The organism is Actinotalea soli, from assembly GCF_017565425.1.
Lineage (GTDB): Bacteria > Actinomycetota > Actinomycetes > Actinomycetales > Cellulomonadaceae > Actinotalea > Actinotalea soli.
The window spans coordinates 130,044-149,216 of record NZ_JAGEMK010000009.1; the positions used below are offsets into that span (position 1 = coordinate 130,044).

Annotated in this window: 18 protein-coding genes; 4 read left to right on the forward strand and 14 right to left on the reverse strand. The window is 72.9% G+C overall.

Features of this window, described 5'->3' with window-relative positions; all coding sequences use genetic code 11:
* Positions 1-29 precede the first annotated feature (29 nt).
* The 7 genes from J4G33_RS14685 to J4G33_RS14715 form a co-directional block, all read right to left on the reverse strand.
* Positions 30-449: a histidine kinase gene (locus tag J4G33_RS14685; protein WP_307793930.1), complete on the reverse strand. Its 420-nt coding sequence runs from the start codon at positions 447-449 to the stop codon at positions 30-32.
* Positions 446-763 carry a TadE family type IV pilus minor pilin gene (locus J4G33_RS14690; RefSeq protein ID WP_307793931.1) on the reverse strand — a complete coding sequence of 106 codons (318 nt, stop codon included), beginning with the start codon at positions 761-763 and terminating at the stop codon, positions 446-448. The genes J4G33_RS14685 and J4G33_RS14690 overlap by 4 nt, the downstream gene beginning before the upstream one ends.
* A gap of 86 nt (positions 764-849) precedes the next feature.
* On the reverse strand, positions 850-1,152 hold the full coding sequence (locus J4G33_RS14695; protein ID WP_208056732.1) for a DUF4244 domain-containing protein: 303 nt from the start codon (positions 1,150-1,152) through the stop codon (positions 850-852).
* Positions 1,153-1,309: 157 nt separating this feature from the next.
* Positions 1,310-1,717 carry a type II secretion system F family protein gene (locus tag J4G33_RS14700; RefSeq protein ID WP_208056733.1) on the reverse strand — a complete coding sequence of 136 codons (408 nt, stop codon included), beginning with the start codon at positions 1,715-1,717 and terminating at the stop codon, positions 1,310-1,312.
* Between the two features lie 221 nt (positions 1,718-1,938).
* The gene (locus J4G33_RS14705) at positions 1,939-2,556 is read right to left on the reverse strand and encodes a type II secretion system F family protein (protein WP_208056734.1); all 618 of its coding nucleotides are present in this window, start codon (positions 2,554-2,556) and stop codon (positions 1,939-1,941) included.
* A 100-nt stretch (positions 2,557-2,656) separates the two neighbouring features.
* Complete coding sequence (locus tag J4G33_RS14710) at positions 2,657-3,826, reverse strand: TadA family conjugal transfer-associated ATPase (RefSeq protein ID WP_208056735.1); 1,170 nt, start codon at positions 3,824-3,826, stop codon at positions 2,657-2,659.
* Positions 3,823-4,728 (reverse strand): CpaE-like family protein, encoded by a 906-nt coding sequence (locus J4G33_RS14715; protein ID WP_208056736.1) that lies wholly within the window; start codon positions 4,726-4,728, stop codon positions 3,823-3,825. Before J4G33_RS14715 ends, J4G33_RS14710 begins: the two co-directional genes overlap by 4 nt.
* Before the next feature lie 242 nt (positions 4,729-4,970).
* Between J4G33_RS14715 and J4G33_RS14720 the strand changes: the two genes are divergently transcribed.
* The gene (locus tag J4G33_RS14720) at positions 4,971-5,750 is read left to right on the forward strand and encodes an HAD family hydrolase (protein WP_307793936.1); all 780 of its coding nucleotides are present in this window, start codon (positions 4,971-4,973) and stop codon (positions 5,748-5,750) included.
* A gap of 281 nt (positions 5,751-6,031) precedes the next feature.
* On the opposite strand, the gene J4G33_RS17870 is transcribed toward J4G33_RS14720, so the two are convergent.
* Positions 6,032-6,880 carry a Fic family protein gene (locus tag J4G33_RS17870; RefSeq protein WP_208056738.1) on the reverse strand — a complete coding sequence of 283 codons (849 nt, stop codon included), beginning with the start codon at positions 6,878-6,880 and terminating at the stop codon, positions 6,032-6,034.
* Positions 6,881-6,909: 29 nt separating this feature from the next.
* On the opposite strand from J4G33_RS17870, the gene J4G33_RS14730 reads away from it, so the two are divergent.
* Complete coding sequence (locus tag J4G33_RS14730) at positions 6,910-8,319, forward strand: NAD-dependent malic enzyme (RefSeq protein ID WP_208056739.1); 1,410 nt, start codon at positions 6,910-6,912, stop codon at positions 8,317-8,319.
* Positions 8,320-9,350: 1,031 nt separating this feature from the next.
* Here the strand turns inward: J4G33_RS14730 and J4G33_RS14735 are convergent.
* The 5 genes from J4G33_RS14735 to J4G33_RS14755 all read right to left on the reverse strand — a co-directional run bounded on the left by J4G33_RS14735 (position 9,351) and on the right by J4G33_RS14755 (position 14,687).
* The gene (locus tag J4G33_RS14735) at positions 9,351-10,034 is read right to left on the reverse strand and encodes an RHS repeat-associated core domain-containing protein (RefSeq protein ID WP_208056740.1); all 684 of its coding nucleotides are present in this window, start codon (positions 10,032-10,034) and stop codon (positions 9,351-9,353) included.
* A 348-nt stretch (positions 10,035-10,382) separates the two neighbouring features.
* Positions 10,383-11,129, reverse strand: a complete 747-nt coding sequence (locus J4G33_RS14740) for an RHS repeat-associated core domain-containing protein (RefSeq protein ID WP_208056741.1) — start codon at positions 11,127-11,129, stop codon at positions 10,383-10,385.
* Positions 11,130-11,951: 822 nt separating this feature from the next.
* Positions 11,952-13,034 (reverse strand): NADH:flavin oxidoreductase/NADH oxidase, encoded by a 1,083-nt coding sequence (locus J4G33_RS14745; RefSeq protein WP_208056742.1) that lies wholly within the window; start codon positions 13,032-13,034, stop codon positions 11,952-11,954.
* A 77-nt stretch (positions 13,035-13,111) separates the two neighbouring features.
* Positions 13,112-13,294: an MFS transporter small subunit gene (locus J4G33_RS14750; RefSeq protein ID WP_208056743.1), complete on the reverse strand. Its 183-nt coding sequence runs from the start codon at positions 13,292-13,294 to the stop codon at positions 13,112-13,114.
* A gap of 1 nt (position 13,295) precedes the next feature.
* Entirely contained in the window at positions 13,296-14,687 is a 1,392-nt protein-coding gene (locus J4G33_RS14755) for an L-lactate MFS transporter (RefSeq protein ID WP_208056744.1), read from the reverse strand.
* Between the two features lie 197 nt (positions 14,688-14,884).
* Here J4G33_RS14755 and J4G33_RS14760 point away from each other — a divergent pair, with 197 nt between their 5' ends.
* Positions 14,885-15,835 (forward strand): hypothetical protein, encoded by a 951-nt coding sequence (locus J4G33_RS14760; RefSeq protein WP_208056745.1) that lies wholly within the window; start codon positions 14,885-14,887, stop codon positions 15,833-15,835.
* 124 nt (positions 15,836-15,959) lie between these two features.
* The gene (gene acs / locus J4G33_RS14765; RefSeq protein ID WP_208056775.1) at positions 15,960-17,948 is read left to right on the forward strand and encodes an acetate--CoA ligase; all 1,989 of its coding nucleotides are present in this window, start codon (positions 15,960-15,962) and stop codon (positions 17,946-17,948) included.
* Positions 17,949-18,091: 143 nt separating this feature from the next.
* Here the strand turns inward: acs and J4G33_RS14770 are convergent, their stop codons facing one another.
* A complete protein-coding gene (locus tag J4G33_RS14770) occupies positions 18,092-19,150 on the reverse strand; it encodes an NAD(P)-binding domain-containing protein (RefSeq protein ID WP_208056746.1) in 1,059 nt (352 codons plus the stop codon).
* Between the last annotated feature and the right edge of the window lie 23 nt (positions 19,151-19,173).

The window sequence follows — 19,173 nt, forward strand, 5'->3', positions numbered from 1 at the left end:
CATCGCGTGCGGAGCCCCGGACCGCCGACTCACGGCGCACGAGCCGACGGCGGACCGGCCACGGCCCGTCCGGTCGCCTGCCCCATCGGGCCCGGCGCACCGACCTCGACCGCCACGACCCCGCCGCCCTGCTCCTCGCAGGCCAGCACGGCAGCACCGTTGCGCTCCGCGACCGGGGCCGCGAGCGCGCAGCCCCTCTCTCCGCCTGCTGCGCTGCGGGCCTCGGGGGCCAGGACCATGCCGGTCGGGACCGCGATCGAGGCCGCCGCGGCGAGGGCGGCGAGGTCCGCCGCCGTCTGCGCCGACGCCCCGGCGGCCTGGGCCCGCCCGAGGACGGCGACGCTCGCCGACAGCAGGATCACGACCGCGACGAGGGCCAGGACCAGGACCGTCCCGGCGCCGCGCTCGGGGTCGTCCAGGATCGAGGCGCGCGCCCGAGAGCGGGTCACGGCTCGACCCACGCCGTCGCCGTCGCGGACAGACCGAGCGGGCCTCCCGTGAACCACCCTCCGGCCACGGCCGAGCTGACCCGGACCTCGACCCACGGGTGGGCGCGGGCGACCTCCACCTCGGCCGCACCGCCCGTGACCTGCCGGGCGATCTCGGCCACCTCGCCGTCGGTCATGCCCAAGGCAGCCGCACGGGCACCGGCCCGTGCCCCGTCGGCGCACCGGAGCTGGGCGGAGGTCGCCGCTCCGGTCACCAGGAGCACCGCGAGCACGAGGATCACCGCGGGCAGGGCGAGGGCCAGCTCGGCCGTCACTGCACCGCGATCCCCCGAGGCCACGGCCCGGCCCCCCGGGGCGCCAGCCCTGTGCGCCGCGAGCGCCCGTGCGGCTGCCTCCCGGCTCACATCGACAGCGCTCCGCGCACGATGCCGACGAGCAGGCCACGGACCTCGTCGCTGCGCAGCACCGTGATGAGGAGCCCCGCGAAGCCCGCGGCCGCCACGGTCGCGATGGCGTACTCGGCCGTGGCCATGCCCTCGTCGCGGCCGAGCCGGTCACGAAGAACGCTCAGCGGACGCGCCGGACGGCTGGCCCCGGCCCGGGCGGGCGGGCGGGGCGGGCCCGGGGGCACGAGGCGTCGGGCCGGGGCACCACCGGGCTCGGGGTCCGGTGGGGTGCCCGTGCTGGTGTGGAGGGTCGTCATGGTTCGTCCTTCCGGTCAGGCGGACCGGCCGAGGCCGGCCCGCGCGGCGCGTCGGTCGCGCCGGTCCCACCGTCCTGCCCGGGCTGGGGTGCTCGGCCGGACGGACCTGGGGGCTGGTGGACACCCCGCCTCATCTCCGGGGCTGTGGATCGCGCCGTCACCCGAGGGATCCCGCCGCCATCGAGACCAGCACCGGGACGAGGCCGACCAGGACGAAGGCCGGCAGGTGGCACAGCCCGAGCGGGAGCACGAGGCGCACGCCCAGCCGCGCGGCCCCCGCGAGGGCCGCCGCGTGCCGTTCACGACGGACCCGCTCGGCGGTCGCCCGCAGACCTCCACCCGGGGGCGCGCCGTCCTCCCACGCCGGACGCAGGGCCGCCGCGACCACCCGGGTGGCGGGGCCGCCGTGCCAGGCCTCCTCCCACCGGGCGCCGACGACCAACGCCGCCCCCGCGGCACGCATGCTCGTCCCGGTGGCGCCACCCACGGCTCGGCCGACGGCGTCCAAGGCTCGCGGGATGCCCGCCCCCGCGCTGCAGGCCGCCTCGAGGAGGTCGAGGACCACCCCCAGCTCGAGCTCGACCGAAGGATCCGAGTCCTCCTGGGGAGGTGAGCCCCGTCCGCGCCCGTGGCGCCCACCCCGGCGATGCGCCCGACCTCTCGCGCGGGAGGCCCCTCCCCGAGCGGGTCCGGTGGGCGAGGTTCTGTGGGGCGCGCCTCCGATGCCTGTCGCCCCGTCGACCGCGTCGCCAGGACCAGGCTCGAGACCACGGAGCCGTCGCGTGCTCACCGGCTGCCCCGTCCCGGTTCCTGACCGGCGGCGGTCGCCGTCCGCACGTAGCGCCCGGCCCAGCGGTGACCGACGAGCATCAGCCCGGCCCCGGCGACCAGCAGCACGGTGCCGAGCCCGCCGTCGAGCAGCACGGCCCACGGCTCGGCCCCCAGCGCAGCGCCCAGGACCAGGCCCAGCACCGGCAACCAGGCGAGCAGCCGTGCCGTGGCCCGGGGGCCGGCGAGGGCGGCCTCACGCTGCCCTGCAGCCTCGGCCTCGTGGGCCACGGCGGCCATGACCCGTTCCAGGACCGGGGCCGGGGCGGCTCCCACCTCGCCCGCGACGCGGCAGGCGGCCGTGACGGCGAGCCCCTGCTCCGAGGTGAGTCCCGCGTCGAGCAGGTCCTCGCGCACGGGGACCCCGTCCAGCGCCCGCACCCCCACCCGGTGCCAGGCCGTGGTCGGTGGGGCACCGGCCCGCAGGGCGCCGCACACCTGCGCGACGACCTCGCCGAAGGTGCCGCCTGCTGCCTCGGCGCGAACGGCCCCGCGGAGCCGCGCTCGCCACGACGCGGGGTCGCGGGCCGCGCCGGTCCGGACGGCTGCCGCCACCTCACCGGAGCCCGGAGCCAACCGCGCCAACCTGGGGCTCGTCCCGAGACCGAGAGGGGCTCCACCCCCACGCCCACCTCCGCCTCCACCCACGCCGTCGGTTCCCTGCCGGTTCACGCCCTCACCGCATCCCCCACCGCGCGGCGAACCCCGCCCACCCGGGGCGCCGCAGCACCCGACCACCGGCGTCCTGCACCAGGACCGTCTCGACCGTGAGCTCCCCGCCGCGCGAGACGACCTGCGCCACCTCGGCCACGCGTCGCTGCCCGGCGTCGCGCCGCAGGTGCACCACGGCGTGCAGGGCGCTCGTCGCCTGGGCAGCGAGAGCGGCACGGTCGAGCCCGGCGAGGGCTCCCAGGGCCTCGAGCCGGGCGGGGACGTCCTGCGCTGCGTTGGCGTGGATCGTGGCGCAGCCGCCGTCGTGCCCGGTGTTGAGCCCGGACAGGACCTCACGGACCTCGGCCCCGCGGCACTCTCCCAGCACGATGCGGTCGGGTCGCATCCGCAGGGCGTGGCGCACCAGGTCGGTCAGGTCGACCGCGCCGACCCCCTCGACGTTGGCACGGCGGGCCACGAGGCGGACCACGTGCGGGTGGTCGGGGGCCAGCTCCCCGGCCTCCTCGATGCACACGATCCGCTCGTGGCGCGGCACCAGGGACAGCAGGGACCCGAGCAGCGTCGTCTTGCCCGTCCCGGTCGCTCCCGAGACCAGGAGGTTCGCCCGCGCGGCGACGAGGCGTTCGAGTACGGGGGCGACCGCGGGGGCCACGCTGCCCGAGGCCACCAGGCTGTCGAGGCTGAAGGAGCGGGGCCGCAGCACCCGGAGACTGATCAGCGCCCCGTCGGCTGCGACCGGCGGCAGGACCGCGTGCAGACGGGTCCCGTCCGGCAGGCGCGCGTCGGCCACGGGCGCGGCGTCGTCGAGGCGTTGGCCACCCGCGGCCGCGAGGCGCACCGCGAGGGCACGGACCGCGGCCGCGTCCCCCAGGTCCACCGGGACGGGTTCGAGGCCGGCGCCGCGATCGACCCAGACCTCGCGGGGCCCGTTGACCAGCACGTCGCTGACCCCCGCTTGTTCGAGGAGGGGCTGCAGCGGACCGGCCCCCGTGAGCTCGGCACGGACCGAGGTGACCAACCGACCCAGGTCCTCGCGCCCCACGACCCCGGCGAGCTCGCGCACGGTCCGCTCAAGCTCCTCCTGACTGACCGCCGCCCCGGCGCGGGCGACCCGCTCCCGGACTCGCGTGACCAGCGCGGGGTCGACCCCAGCTCCCGCCCAGGTCGCTGTCACGCGGACGCCAACCGGCGCTCGAGCCGGGCGACCGCCGCAGCAAGGCGTCCTCGGCCGGGGACGACGGGGCCCAGACCCCGGTCGGTCGCCCGGGGCAAGGACCTGTCGGTGGGCAGCAGCCCCGCGAGCCGCACGCCCAGCACCTCGGCCGCCTCGAGGGGGGCCACCCGCGCCCCGGGACGACGCCGCAGGACGAGGGTCCCCGGGAGGGCGGGGTCGCTCGCGCGGACGGGACGCGCGCCGTCGTCGACCGCCCCGGCCCGGGACGCCCCACCGAGCGCCTCGAGCCCGGGGCGCAGGGCCAGACCCGCCGCCACGCCCAACACGTCCTGTCCCGTGAGCAGGACGACCTGAGCACGGTCGGCCGCAGCCAGTCCCGGGGCCAGCAGCGGCGCCGCTGCCGGCAGCCGATGCCCCGGCAGGTCGACGACCACCGTCCCGCTCCCCGCACACAGGGCCGACCACACCGCGACGAGCCCGTCCCCAGCCACCGCCGTCGACCCGCCCTCACGCCCCGCCGACGCGGGGTCCCCCCAGGGCGCACCACGGCGACGATCCCCGCTGAGCACCTCGACGCCCTCCCAGCGGGGCAGCACCCCGGCGAGGTCGTCCTCGGTCAGGGTGCCGCGCACCTCACGCAGGGCCGCCCATCGCGCTCCGGGACGCTCCTCGATCCCCAGGAGCACCTCGATCCCACCCGACCCGGGATCGAGGTCCACGAGCACCACGCCGTCGTCCCTCGTCCCGCCGAGCCGAGCCCCACCGGGCCCCCCGCGGCCACGCCCAGCCGGTTCGCCGCGTCGCCGTCCTGCCGTGAGCGCCCGGCGTCGGGCGAGCAGCGCGGCCAGGGTCGAGGCGCCGGCCCCGCCGACCACCCCCACCACGACGATCACCTCGGCCACGCCGCCCCCTCCCGCCGGCGCACCGGCCCCTGCCCTGGGCCGGACCTCCCGGCTCGACCACCCTGGTCCGAGCCCGCGCCGCCACCCACCGCGGGTCCGGGCCGCATGTGGACGGATGTGCAGCCCCAGGGCCTGTGGAGGGACTGACCGGGCTCGGTACCCTCGGGCAGGTGCGGGTACACGAGGCGGACGGCGACGGGACCGAGGTCGTCGACCACCACCAGGCCCGCACCGAGCCCCGGGTGGCGGCCTTCTTCGACCTCGACAAGACGATCATCGCGACCTCCTCCGCGACGGCCTTCTCCCGCCCGTTCTACGCGGGCGGCCTCATCACCCGGCGCGACGTGCTGCGCACCGCCTACGCCCAGTTCCTCTTCCTGCTGGGCGGGGCCGACGCCGACCAGACCGAACGCCTGCGCGCGCACCTGTCCGCGATGGTCACCGGGTGGGACGTCGCGCAGGTCTCGGCGATCGTGGCCGAGACCCTGCACCTGCACATCGAGCCGACCGTCTACGCCGAGGCCGTCGCCCTGATCGACGAGCACCACGCGGCCGGGCACGACGTGGTCGTCGTCTCGGCCTCGGGGTCCGAGGTGGTCGGACCGATCGCCGCCCTGCTGGGCGCGGACCACGTCGTCGCGAGCCGGATGGAGGTCCGCGACGGGCTCTACACCGGGGAGATCGCGTTCTACGCCTACGGTGAGAACAAGGCCACCGCGGTGCGCGAGCTCGCCGAGGCCGAGGGCTACGACCTGACCCGCTGCCACGCCTACTCGGACTCGATCACCGACGTGCCGATGCTCGAGGCGGTGGGCAACGCGGCGGTGGTCAACCCCGACCGGGGGCTGCGCCGCGTCGCCGTCGAGCACGGCTGGGAGGTGCTGTCCTTCGAGCGGCCGGTGACCCTCGGGTCACGCCTGCCCCCACCGAGCCGCACCCTGCCCGTGCTCGGGCTGGTCCTGGTGGGGACCGTCGTCGGGCTGCTCCTGGCACGACGACGGCGTCCGCCTCGTGGGCGATGATCGTCCGCCTCCCGGGACGCTGAGCAGGGGGCTAGAGAAAGTCCCGCAGGTCCCTTCCCTCTGGTCCGCAGGAGGCGTACAAAGGAACTACAGCAGCACAGCGGATGGCGAGAACCCACGCTCGACCGGTCCCCGAGTGGACCTGCCGACCGGGCTTGTCCCGTAGCGGCAGCGCAAAGAAGCGCCTGATACCTCGCCACCTGTGCTGTCGACGTCGGCGTCCCTCCGGGGGCGCCGTCGTCTTGTGTGCGGCGGTCGACGCAGTCAGTTCCCTGCAGGTGTCAGCCCTCGACCGGCGCGAGCCTCCCCGCGAGCACCGCGTCCGCGACCCGCGTCCCCTCCTCGGCCCCCGCGACGACGGCCTCGGCGCAGTGGACCAGCCAGCCCGCGACCCCCTGCTCGGTCCCGGTGGCGAACCCGGCGGCGGCGGCGAGATGCACCGTGGGCACCGCCGCCCAGGCCACCTCGGGCACCACGACCCCCACCGGGTCCACGCCGTCGACCGTGAGCAGGTAGCGGAAGGCGGCGCGCCCGACCACCCCGTTGCCCCGCACGAAGGGCCGCAGGGTGAGCACCTCACCGAGCACGACGGCGGCGCGCAGCAGGGCGGGGATGCGCGCCGGCAGCGGGGCCGCGACGAGCTCGGCGAGCATCCCGAGCCGCACCCCCAGCTCGTCCGGGCCGACGGCCTCGCCCAACCCACGCAGATCCTGAGGCGCAGCGGTCCGCGGTCGACCGGCCTCCGGGGTGTCCCCGACCGCGGCGGCGTCGAGGCGGGCGAGGAGCTGGCCCAGGGGCATCGCGGCCGCGCGGCGGGCCCCGGGGGCGGGCAGCCGGCGCTCGACCTCGGCCTGGGCCCGCAGCCCTCCGACGGCGGCCTCCCCCTCGGGGCCCGACGGCGGTTCGGCCGCACCCCGGGCCAGGTCCCGCACGAGAGCAAGGGGCAGGCGCAGGCCGTCGACGACCCCGCCCGCGTGGGCGCACCGCACCCCGGCCTCGGTGCGGGCGACGGGCCACTGACGACGCAGGGCCCGGTGCCAACGGAGCTCCTCGCAGGCCTCGCGCGCGCGGCCCACCGCTTGCTCGACCCCGGGGAGCGTCACGAGCGTGTCGAGCGGGTGGGAAGGCACCCGGCCAGCGTAGAGGCCAGACTGGGGCCATGGTCTCAGCGCCGAGCGTCTCGTCCTCGATCACCGTCCGCCTCCAGGTCCAGGCCCGCCCGACGGCGGTCAGCGAGCTCACCACCGCCATCGAGCACGCCGGGGGCATCGTCACCGCCCTCGACGTGACGACCTCGGGGCACGAGCGGATCGGCGTCGACATGACCTGCGCGACCCGCGGGGAGGAGCACGCCGAGCAGATCGTCGAGGCCCTGCGCGTCCTGGAGGGCGTGGTCGTCGAACGGGTCAGCGACCGGACCTTCCTGCTGCACCTGGGCGGCAAGCTGTCGATCGAGTCCAAGGTCCCGATCCGCAACCGTGACGACCTGTCGATGGTCTACACCCCGGGGGTCGCCCGGGTCTGCGAGGCCATCGCGGCCCGGCCCGAGGACGCCCGCAACCTGACGATCAAGCGCAACACCATCGCCGTGGTCACCGACGGCAGCGCGGTGCTGGGCCTGGGCAACATCGGCCCGCTCGCTGCCCTGCCGGTCATGGAGGGCAAGGCCGCGCTGTTCAAGCGGTTCGCGGACATCGACGCCTTCCCGATCGCCCTGGACACCACCGACGTCGACGAGATCGTCGCGACCGTCTGCGCGATCGCCCCGGTCTTCGCGGGGATCAACCTCGAGGACATCTCCGCCCCGCGCTGCTTCGAGGTCGAGCAGCGGCTGCGCGAGCGCCTGGACATCCCGGTCTTCCACGACGACCAGCACGGCACCGCGATCGTGGCGCTCGCAGCCCTGACGAACGCCCTCAAGGTGGTCGGCAAGGAGATCGGCACCGTCCGGATCGTGATGTCCGGGGCGGGGGCCGCCGGCACCGCGGTGCTCAAGCTGCTGCTCGCCGCCGGGGCCCGCGACGTCGTCGTCTGCGACATCGAGGGGGTCGTCCACACCGACCGCCCCGGGCTGGACGCCTCGCTGCGCTGGACGGCCGAGAACACCAACCCGCGCGGCGCGACGGGCACCCTGCGCGAGGCCCTCGTCGGGGCGGAGGTCTTCATCGGCCTCTCCGCCCCCGACCTGCTCACGGGGGACGACATCGCGACCATGGGCTCGGATGCGATCGTCTTCGCGATGGCCAACCCCCGCCCCGAGGTCGACGCCGACGACGCCGCCCAGCACGCCGCGATCGTGGGGACGGGACGCTCGGACTTCGCCAACCAGATCAACAACGTGCTGGCCTTCCCCGGGGTGTTCCGGGGCCTGCTCGACGCGCAGTCCCATCAGGTCAGCTCGCGGCTGCTGCTCGCGGCGGCCCAGGCCCTGGCGGAGGTCGTCACGGAGGACGAGCTCAACCCGACCTACATCATCCCGAGCGTCTTCAACCCCGAGGTGACGACGCGGGTCGCTGCGGCGGTCGAGGCCGCGGCCCGGGCGGACCAGGGCGAGACTGGGGCGGGCTGAGCCACGAGCGCCACGCGCCACGCGCCCCGCACGTACTGCGGCGGCCACGGCGCTGCTCCCTCGAGCGAGGCGGGCAGCCCGAGCTCGCACGCCGCGCGCAGCGCCCACATCGGGTCCCGCAGGGCCGGCCGGCCGGTCATGCGGGCTACAGCCTCTGGAGGCTTCCCACCGCAGTCCGTACGCCGCAGCATTTGCCAGTAGCCCGAGGTGCTCGTGTCCGAGCGCTGGATCTGGTTAGCCGAAAATCCGTGTTATGACATATGCAGTCTAGAGCGAGTCCTGGATCTTCGGCCACCGGCTGCGTGAATCCGGGTCGGACTCCCCCAACTTGGGTCACTGGACCCAGTCTGATCCCGCCGCCGCAAGCACGCATGCCAGCTAGTTGCGCCCTACCGTGTGACGACCCCACGGTAAGCAAGCGTTACGACCGGCTAGCCACTATTGTGCTCGTCATGAGAGATCAAGCTGGCAGGGGTAAGTCGACGGGTAAGACCTCACCTCACGCATGGATCTTCATGGCCACGCTAGGAGTGCTGCTCATGCTCGGGGCGCTGGTTACGTACTCTAGCGGCGACCTGGACGAGCAAGGAGCCGGCAGGTGGCCGTTCTCCATCGGCTCGCTCGTCGTGGTGCTTGTGATCCTGGGCATCACTTTGATTGTCATGGCGATCCGAAAGCGGCTTAGTCGATAGTGTCATCGCTCGGCTAAAGCAAGGTCGCTTTTTGCCAGCCTAAGGCAACCCTTGGATTCCAGTTGTGCGCTGGCGCCAGCGACTCGCATCGAACTAGGCAGCACACCGCTTTCTCAGTCGAGCGACAGTGCGAAGAGCAAGAATCCGATTGCAGCAACGGCCAGTATTCCGCCGGTAATGTACAATTTTTTGGAGCGAGCCCTGGATGGCGGACCATCCTGGCCAGATGAGAATGCAAACGTCTTGACGCCCAACGCTACAATGCCGACGGCGACCAGAACCCATACGATTCGGCTATCCATAATCATCCCTTGCACCTCTAGGAACGGGCGATTGGCGCTAGTATGCGAGAACCGCCTGTTCGACCGCGTATCCGAGCCCCTCGCAAGCTAACGCAAGAAGCAGTCCCGTCCCGCCTGACATTGCCCCAGCTGCAGTTGCAAAAGCGTAACAGGCTGCTGACGTCAACACTCCCCCCACCCACGCCACAGCCTCTCGGGTCGAAGTGATCTGCGTGCCGCTGGCGAAATTAACGATGTCACCAATGCCGCTGACGAAGTTGATGCCTGCCGTCCACGCGGATCTCCCGGTGGGGTCGACGTAGTTGATGGGGTTGTTGGCGGCGTAGGCGTACCGGTTGGCGTTGCCAGGGTCCAGGGGTGCGTCAAGGGTGTCGTGCTGGGTCCAGCGGCCCTCTGTGGGGTTGTAGTACCGGGCCCCGTTCTTGATCCACCCCGTGGTCCGGTCGTAGGTCCCGGCGGTGAACCGGTGCGGGGCGAACTCATCGGCGGTGCCACCGGAGTCGCGGATCGACTGGTGAGCACCGAACGGGTCGTACTTCCACCCGAACGCGTGGTAACGCCCATCCGAGGCCAGCGCGATCGGTGAGCCCAGGTGGTCGTGGACGTAGAGCAGCTGGGTGCCTGAGTGCGAACGCAGCATCACCGCCTGGCCGGTGGGGTCGTTCTCGATGAACGCCCGCTGGGTGCCGACCTGAACCTGCTCGATGATCGGGCGGCCCACCTGGTCGGTGCGCCCGTAGGTGTAGGTGTACTCCCCCTCGCGTGCTGGGCCATGAGCACATCGTCTCCCACGACACGCCCAGCGCCGAAATGCCATGGCGAGTCAAGTCTCGAGATCCTCGCGGTGACGGTGGACGCATTGCGCCATCCCCGGACGGTGTAGGCGGCCGGCTTGGTTTCGGGCACGCAGATCATATTTTGCCCATCAAGGCAGGCGCACTGCGTTCATTTGCCTTTGCGAATAAGCCATACGCTCCAAAGCACGCCAGCAATAAGCACAAGGGCCACTATGACCCCTCCATAGGGCACGTTAGCAGCCCCTGAAAGCCCACCCATGCCACCCTTCCCTTCAGTTCGCCGCGAGAGTAGCCCCGTAGGACAAGCCAGCGTACCCCGTTTCAACTAGTGCCGAAAGGCCTCTACCCACGCCGAGCGCGGCGCCCGCGCCTCCGATGCCAGCCGTGACAATACCGAATGTGCCTGCCACAACGGCTCCAGTACGATTCCCTGCTGCAAGTTGGGAACCAACACTCAACCCGGTGCTCGCCAACCCGATACCGAGGCTGACCCCTGCTGGAGCGCCCACTCCAGTCGCCACCAAGCCTGCTGCCGCAACTGCCGTTGCCGCGTAGCCGAGCCCCTCAGCCAGCGTCACGGTTCCCGTGGGGTCGGTGTAGTTGATGGGGTTGTTGGCTGCGTAGGCGTACCGGTTGGCGTTGGCGGGGTCTAGGGGTGCGTCGAGGGTGTCGTGCTGGGTCCAGCGGCCTTCGGTGGGGTTGTAGTAGCGGGCCCCGTTCTTGATCCACCCGGTGGTGCGGTCAAAGGTGCCGGCGGTGAACCGGTGCGGAGCGAAGTCATCGGCAGTACCGCCGGAGTCGCGGATGGACTGGTGGGCACCGAACGGGTCGTACTTCCACCCGAACGCGTGGAACCGTGAGTCGGCGATCAAGGCGATCGGTGAGCCGAGGTGGTCGTGGACGTAGAGCAGCTGGTTGGCCGAGTGCGAGCGCAGCATCACCGCTTGACCGGTGGGGTCGTTCTCGATGAACGCGCGCTGGAAGTCGACCTGGACCTGCTCGATGATCGGCCGGTCCACGGTGGCGGTCGCTAAGCCCGAATCACCAGGAAGTAGACGATGACCATTGCGACGAAACTGACGACTGCTAGCCACAGAAGAAAGGTGTTAATTTTCCAGACCCGTTCAGCGTTCCTGCGTCGCTCCGGGCTCAGGGCACGGCCTCGTCGGTCAGCTCTAATTCGAGGAACAAGAATAACCGCCAGAACCAGTAGAACACTGAGGGGGGCGATCAGCAAAACTGCGTCGACGGTCACGTAAGCTCCTCAACCAAATTGCCCAGCTAGCTCAGTTTTCACCGGCAGATCCCGCGAAAGCTCCGAGAGCTAGGCACCCAGCGCTAGCTGCCAACGAACCCCCTACCGTGACTGGCGCGGCGGCAGCCACCAACACCGGGCGTGGTCAGTCTCGTTCCTGATGCGCGTCCCGGGATTGCCCGTTGTGGCGACTTCCGCGGGCCACCGCAGCGAAGATCACAGAGAGAACTATGCTCCCCGTGAGCAAGTTCCAGCGAACTGGGGTGGACCTGGCACTCACTATCACCCATCCATAGCTGACCGACGCAAGACAAGCCAGAGCAAACAGGACAGCGAAAGGTCTCCTCAACTGGTTCACTCGGCGATCTACTGGTTCACTGCCCACACCGCAACAGCAATCGTCGCAACGCCCATGGCCGCACCGAGCACATAGAGAGACCTGGAACGAGACGTGGACGGCGATCCATTGCGGTTGGAATCCACCGCGAAAACCCGTGTCGCCACAGCCAGCACTCCGAACGCGACCAAGATCCAGATCATTCCGCTGTCCACGACCGCACCTCCGAACCCCTTGGCGGGCGTCTAGTCAGCGCCACGCCCCCCGCACGTACTGCGGCGGCCACGGCGCTGCCCCCTCGAGCGAGGCCGGCAGCCCGAGCTCGTGCGCCGCGCGCAGGGCCCACATCGGGTCGCGCAGGGCCGGGCGACCGATCATGACCGCGTCGGCCGCGCCGTCGACCAGCACCTGCTCGGCCTGCGGCCCCGAGGTCAGCAGGCCTACGGCCGAGACCGGCAGCCCGGAGGCCTCACGCACGGACCGCGCCAGGGGCACCTGGTAGCCGGGCCCCACGGGGATGGGCGCCAGGACGTTGCCCCCGCTCGAGACGTCGATGAGGTCCACGCCAAGCGGCACGAGCCACGACGCGATCGTCCCGACCTCCTCGAGGGTGAGCCCGCCCTCGGTCCAGTCAGTACCCGAGACGCGGACCATGAGGGGCTTGTGCTCGGGCCACACCGCGCGCACCGCGGCGACCACCTCGAGCAGCAGCCGGGCACGGTTCTCGAGCGGACCCCCGTAGGAGTCGGTGCGCTGGTTCGACAGGGGCGAGAGGAACTGGTGCAGCAGGTACCCGTGCGCGGCGTGCACCTCGACGACGTCGAGCCCCGCCTCCTCGGCCCGGGCCGCGGCGGCTGCGAAAGCCTCGACCACCTGGCCCAGCCCGCCCTCGCTCAGCTCCCCCGGGGCGGCGTAGCCCTCGAAAGGGATCTCGGAGGGTCCGACCGTCGGCCAACCGCCGGCCTCGGCGGGCACCGTGCCCTGGGTCGAGGCCCACGGCCGGTAGGTCGAGGCCTTGCGCCCCGCGTGGGCCAGCTGGACGCCCAGCAGGCTGCCGTGGGCGTGCACGATCCCCGCGAGCCTCGTCCAGCCCGCGAGGTGGGCCTCGGACCAGATGCCGAGGTCCTCGGGGCTGATCCGCCCCTCCGGGACGACCGCCGCGGCCTCGCTGAGCACCAGGCCGAACCCGCCGGCCGCCCGTGCGCCCAGGTGCACCAGGTGCCAGTCCCCCACCAAGCCGTCGACCGAGGAGTACTGGCACATGGGGGCGAGCCACACCCGGTTGCGGATCGTGGTGCCGCGCAGGGTGAGGGGGGAGAAGAGGTGGGTCATGGGGCCTGAAGGTACCGGGCATGACGGAGGCCGCGTCGGCGTGCCCGACGCGGCCTCGATCAGTCAGACGGCCAGGCTCAGCCGAACAGCGCCGAGGCCTTGATGACCGTCTGCAGCACCCCGTAGCCCAGGAGGGTCCCGACCACGCCCCACAGGGCCACGGCCATCACACGGATGGTCGTGCCGGCCCCGGCCGCAGCAGCGGGGGCCGGGGCCGACGGGGCGGTCGGGCTCGGGACGGACTCGGTCACGGCAGCCATGTCAGCTCTCCTTCGTGCCGGCCGCGGCCAGCGCGGGCTCGGTGGTGGTGGTCGGGACGGCGTCGGCCGGCCCGGTGGTGGTGGTCGCGGGCTCGTGGTGCCGCTCGTGGACGGGGCGCACGAGCATGTTGGCGATGAACCCGACGACCAGGACGCAGGTCATGACGACGAGCGAGGGCAGGTAGAGCGCGGCCCCCTCGACCCCCTGCGCGGCCCTCGCGTCGGCGATGCCGTTGACGATCAGCGGCCCGGCGACCCCGGCGGCCGACCACGCCGTCAGCAGGCGCCCGTGGATGGCGCCGACCTCGAGGGTGCCGAAGAGGTCCTTGAGGTAGGCCGGGATGGTCGCGAACCCACCGCCGTAGAAGCTGACGATGAAGAAGGTGACGACGACGAACAGGGCGACCGAGGTGCCGCTGAACGCCGCGAGCACCGCGTAGAGGGCCGCACCGACGCCGAGGTACATCACGTAGATGCGCTGGCGTCCCAGCACGTCGGAGGTCGAGGACCACACGAACCGGCCCGCCATGTTGGCCAGCGAGAGCAGCCCGACGTACCCGGCCGCCGTCGCGGGGGTCACGGTGGTGAAGAAGTCCTGGATCATCGGGGAGGCCTGCTCGAGGATGCCGATGCCCGCGGTGACGTTGGTGAAGAGCACGATCCACAGCAGGTAGAACTGCGGGGTGCGCACCGCGCTGCGGGCCCGCACGTGGGCGTGGGTCTGCATCGCGTTCTTCTTGGGGCTCGGGGTCCAGCCCGCAGGCTTCCAGCCCGGCGCCGGGACGCGGATCACCACGGCCCCCAGGGTCATGAGCACCGCGTAGATGGCCGCGAGGGTCAGCAGCGTCGGCACGATGGCCTCCGCCGGGGTCGCGGCGTAGGTGTCGAGCAGGCGGGCGGTGAGCGGGGAGGCGACCATCGCGCCACCGCCGAAGCCCATGATCGCCAGACCGGTCGCGAGGCCCGGGCGGTCGGGGAACCACTTGATGAGGGTCGACACGGGCGAGATGTACCCGATGCCGAGGCCGATGCCGCCGAGGAACCCGTAGCCCAGGTAGACGATCCACAGCTGGCCGACCTGCACGCCCAGGGCCGCGACGCAGAAGCCCGAGACCCAGAAGGCCGCCGAGAGCGCCATGGCCTTGCGGGGCCCGTTGCGCTCCATCCAGGTGCCACCGAAGGCAGCCGAGAGGCCGAGCATGACGATCGCGATCGAGAAGATGATCGCGACCGAGGTGTGCGAGGCGTCGAAACGCTCGAGCAGCGGGTTCTTGAACACGCTGAAGGCGTAGACCTGCCCGATGGACAGGTGCACGGCGAGGGCGGCCGGCGGCACGAGCCACCGGTTGTAGCCGGCAGGCGCGATGGTGCGGCTGCGGTCGAGCAGGTTCATCAGGGTCCTCCCAGGTGCGGGCCCATGTGGCCGTCGTCACCATGGTTCCGGCTGCGCGCGCCCAGAACGGGGGACCTTTGTCACGAGATCCACGGCCCTGGCCGGGAGATCTCCCGCGAGCGGCGCGCCATGGTCGGCGCTACGTTGTGGCGCAGGCACCCGACCGTGCCGCGCGGCCGAGCCGACAGGAGTCGACCATGAGCACCCCCACCCCCCACCACCCGATCGACGAGCCCGGGCGGGACGCCGAGCAGACCCCGGCGACCGAGCCCGCGACGGGAGCGCCCACCACCGGGGCGCCCACCACCCAGGGGCCCACCACGGGGGAGCAGACGACGGGCCAGCACGCGGCCCCGCGGCCCTACCCACCCTCGGCCCCGATCACCCCCGCCCCGCGCGGCGAGGACCCTGCGACCGCCGGGGCGACGTCGACCCCGTACGAGGGCACCGCGGTGCTGCCCGCCCAGAGCGCCACGCACGACACGACGGGAGCGCCGGCACCCTCCCGGCAGGAGCCCACCGTCCCCCAGGGCCCCGCGACTCCCCCGCTGCAGACGGCCTCGACGTCGGACGCGACCCACGAGACCCGCCGCAGCGCCGCCGCGGCCGAGCGGCGCGAGATCGAGGCCCCCAGCAAGCCTGGCTTCGGCCGACACCTGCTGGGCGTGCTGCTGGGCCTGGTGCTGACCCCCGTCGCCCTGCTGCTCGTCGGGATCGGCACCGCGCGCCTGGCCGACGTCGCAGGGACCTCGTCGGCCGGCACCGACGCCCTGGGCCTGACCTTGCTCATCATCGGCGTGGTGCTGCTCGCCGTCATCGTGCTGCTGGGGACGTGGTCCCCGGCGGTCCCGCTGACCGGAGGTCTCGTGTGGGGCCTCGCGCTGGGCATCGCCTACCTCGTGGTCCCCGGGATCATGGACGACGCCGTGACCGCGATGACCGGCACCCGGGTGCTGCCGGCCGCCGTCGAGCAGCTGACCACCACGGCCATGAGCGGGCAGCTGCTCGTGACCGGGACCCTGCTGGTGGCTGCCGGGATCGCCGCCGGGCGTGCCCGCCGGCTCGGCCGACGCTGGGCCGAGGGCGTGGCCGCTGCCGAGGCAGCACGCGCCGAGCAGGCCCGCGAGGACCAGGCCATCACCGCCTGAGCAGGGGCGACGGCGTCCACGCCAGGGACCGAGGTCCCGGGCGGGGCACGGTGCGTCTACGATCCGAAGCGTGGCCCCACGGGGCTGCACCGACCGCATCATCGCCGCTGCGCCCGGAGGACCTGTGAACCACGAGTCGTCGACCTCCCTCGAGAACCTGCTCGCCGAGGACCGCCGCTTCCCGCCCGCCCCGGAGTTCGTGGCCCAGGCCAACGCGGGCCCGGAGATGTCCTCCTGGGCGGCGGCCGACCGCCCCGCCTTCTGGGCCGAGCAGGCCCGTCAGCTGCTGACCTGGTCGACCCCGTTCACCGAGACCCTCGACTGGTCAGGGGCCCCGGTGGCCCGGTGGTTCGCCGACGGCCGGCTCAACGCCTGCTACAACGCGGTCGACCGGCACGTCGAGGCGGGGCGCGGGGACCGCACCGCCCTGATCTTCGAGGGGGAGCCCGGGGACGGTCGCACCCTCACCTACGCCGAGCTCCAGATCGAGGTCTCGCGCGCGGCCAACGCCCTGCTCGAGATCGGTGTCCGGACCGGGGACCGGGTCGCGATCTACCTGCCGATGATCACCGAGGCCGTGGTCGCGATGCTGGCCTGCGCGCGGATCGGCGCGGTGCACTCGGTCGTCTTCGGCGGGTTCTCGGCCGAGGCCCTACGGTCCCGGATCGAGGACGCCCAGGCGGTCGCAGTCATCACGGCCGACGGTGGCCACCGGCGCGGCTCGGCGGCGGCCCTCAAGCCCGCGGTCGACGAGGCCCTGGCCGGGGGCGGCGCGAGCGTGCGGCACGTGCTGGTGGTGCGGCGCACCGGCCAGGAGGTCGCGTGGACCGAAGGGCGCGACGTGTGGTGGCACGAGGCCCTCGAGCAGGCCTCGGAGCGGCACGAGCCGGTCCAGGTCGAGGCCGAGCACCCGCTGTTCATCCTCTACACCTCGGGCACCACGGGGAAGCCCAAGGGCATCCTGCACACCACCGGCGGCTACCTGACGCAGACGGCCTTCACCCACCTCAACGTCTTCGACCTCAAGCCCGAGACCGACGTCTACTGGTGCACGGCCGACGTCGGCTGGGTCACCGGGCACAGCTACGTCGTCTACGGGCCGATGCTCAACGGAGCGACCCAGGTCATCTACGAGGGCACCCCCGACACCCCGGACAAGGGCCGCTGGTGGGAGATCGTCGCCAAGCACGGCGTGACCATCCTGTACACGGCGCCCACCGCGATCCGCACCTGCATGAAGTGGGGCGAGGACGTCCCCGGCCGGTACGACCTGTCCTCCCTGCGGCTGCTCGGCAGCGTCGGCGAGCCGATCAACCCCGAGGCCTGGACCTGGTACCGCCGCGTGATCGGCGGGGACCGCACCCCGGTGGTCGACACCTGGTGGCAGACCGAGACCGGGGCCATCATGATCTCCCCGCTCCCCGGGGTCACCACGGCCAAGCCCGGCTCGGCCCAGACGCCCCTGCCCGGGATCGCGGCCGACGTCGTCGACGAGGAGGCCCACCCGGTCGAGAACGGCTCGGGCGGGTACCTCGTCATCACCGAGCCGTGGCCCTCGATGCTGCGTGGCATCTGGGGCGACCCGCAGCGCTTCGCCGACACGTACTGGTCGCGGTTCCCCGGCATCTACTTCGCGGGGGACGGGGCCAAGAAGGACGAGGACGGCGACATCTGGCTGCTCGGCCGGGTCGACGACGTCATGAACATCTCGGGCCACCGGCTCTCGACCGCGGAGATCGAGTCCTCGCTGGTCGCGCACCCGATGGTGGCCGAGGCCGCCGTCGTCGGGGCGAGCGACACCACGACCGGTCAGGCCGTGGTGGCCTTCGTGATCCTGCGGGCCGAGTACCTGGACCAGGTCGACCAGGAGGGCGAGGGGGCCGACGTCGCCGCCACCCTGCGGGCCCACGTGACCAAGCAGATCGGCCCGATCGCCAAGCCGCGGACCATCCTCGTGGTGACCGAGCTGCCCAAGACCCGCTCGGGCAAGATCATGCGCCGGCTGCTCCGCGACGTCGCCGAGCACCGCAAGGTCGGGGACGTGACGACCCTCGCCGACTCCTCCGTCATGGACCTCATCGCCACCGGCCTCGACAAGCCCACCACCCCCTGACCCCCGTCCCCCAGGCCCCATCTCGTGTCAGAACCTGGGATACCCCTGGGTATCCCAGGTTCTGACACGAGATCGGGGCCAGGTTCGTGTCAGAAGGCGGGATACCCAGGGCACCCTGAGGTTCTGACACGAGATGGGGCGGGTCAGAAGCCGAGGCGGAGGCGGAGGCTGCGGACGGCCTGGCGGCCCGCGCGGTTGGCGCCGATCGTGCTCGCGCTCGGCCCGTACCCGACCAGCTGGACCCGCGGGTCGACGACGACCTCGGTCCCGTCGAGCACGATCCCGCCCCCCGGGCCCCGCAGCCGCAGGGGCGCCAGGTGGTCGAGCGCCGGCCGGAACCCGGTGGCCCACAGGATCGTGTCCGCCCGCTGGTGCTCGGGGGCCGGGGGCACGTCGGCCGCAGCCCACCGGACGCCGTCGGGCACGATGCGCTCGAACATCGGCAGCCGGCGCAGCACCCCCGTCTCGATGCCACGGCGGTACGCCTCCGTCAGGGGCAGCCCGGTCGCAGCGACCACGCTCTGCGGAGGCAGCCCCGCCGCCGTCCGCTCGGCCACCCGCGCGACGGCGGCGCGGCGGGTCTCCTCGTCGAAGTCGCCCTCGTCGAACGACGGCTCGCGGCGCGTCACCCAGGTGGTCTCGGCCACGGGGGCGATCTCCAGCAGCAGCTGCACGGCCGAGGTGCCCCCACCCACCACCACGACGTGCTCGCCCGCGAAGTCCCCCGCCGCGCGGTAGTCCCGGGTGTGGAGCTGGCGGCCACGGAAGGTCTCCCGCCCGGGGTAGGCGGGCCAGAAGGGCCGCTGCCAGGTGCCGGTCGCGTTGATGAGCCCGCGCGCGTGCCACGTGCCCTGATCGGTACGGACCTCGAGCAGGTCCTCCTCGACCGCGGTCACGGACCGGACCCGCACCGGCCGCCGCACGGCGAGCCCGTAGCGGTCCTCGTAGGCCGCGAAGTACTCGGGGATGACACCCGCCGCCGGGGCGTCGTCCTGGGCCTCGGGGGCCGGCATACCGGGCAGGGAGTGCACCCCGTGGGCCTCACGCATGGTGAGGGACTCCCACCGGTGCTGCCACGCTCCCCCGGCCCGCGTCGCGTCGTCGAGCACGACGAAGCCTGTCCCGGGCTCGAGCCCCGCGCGACGCAGATGGTAGGCGGCCGTCAGCCCGGCCTGGCCCGCGCCCACGACGACGACCTCCACCTGCACAGCGTGTCCCCCCGCTC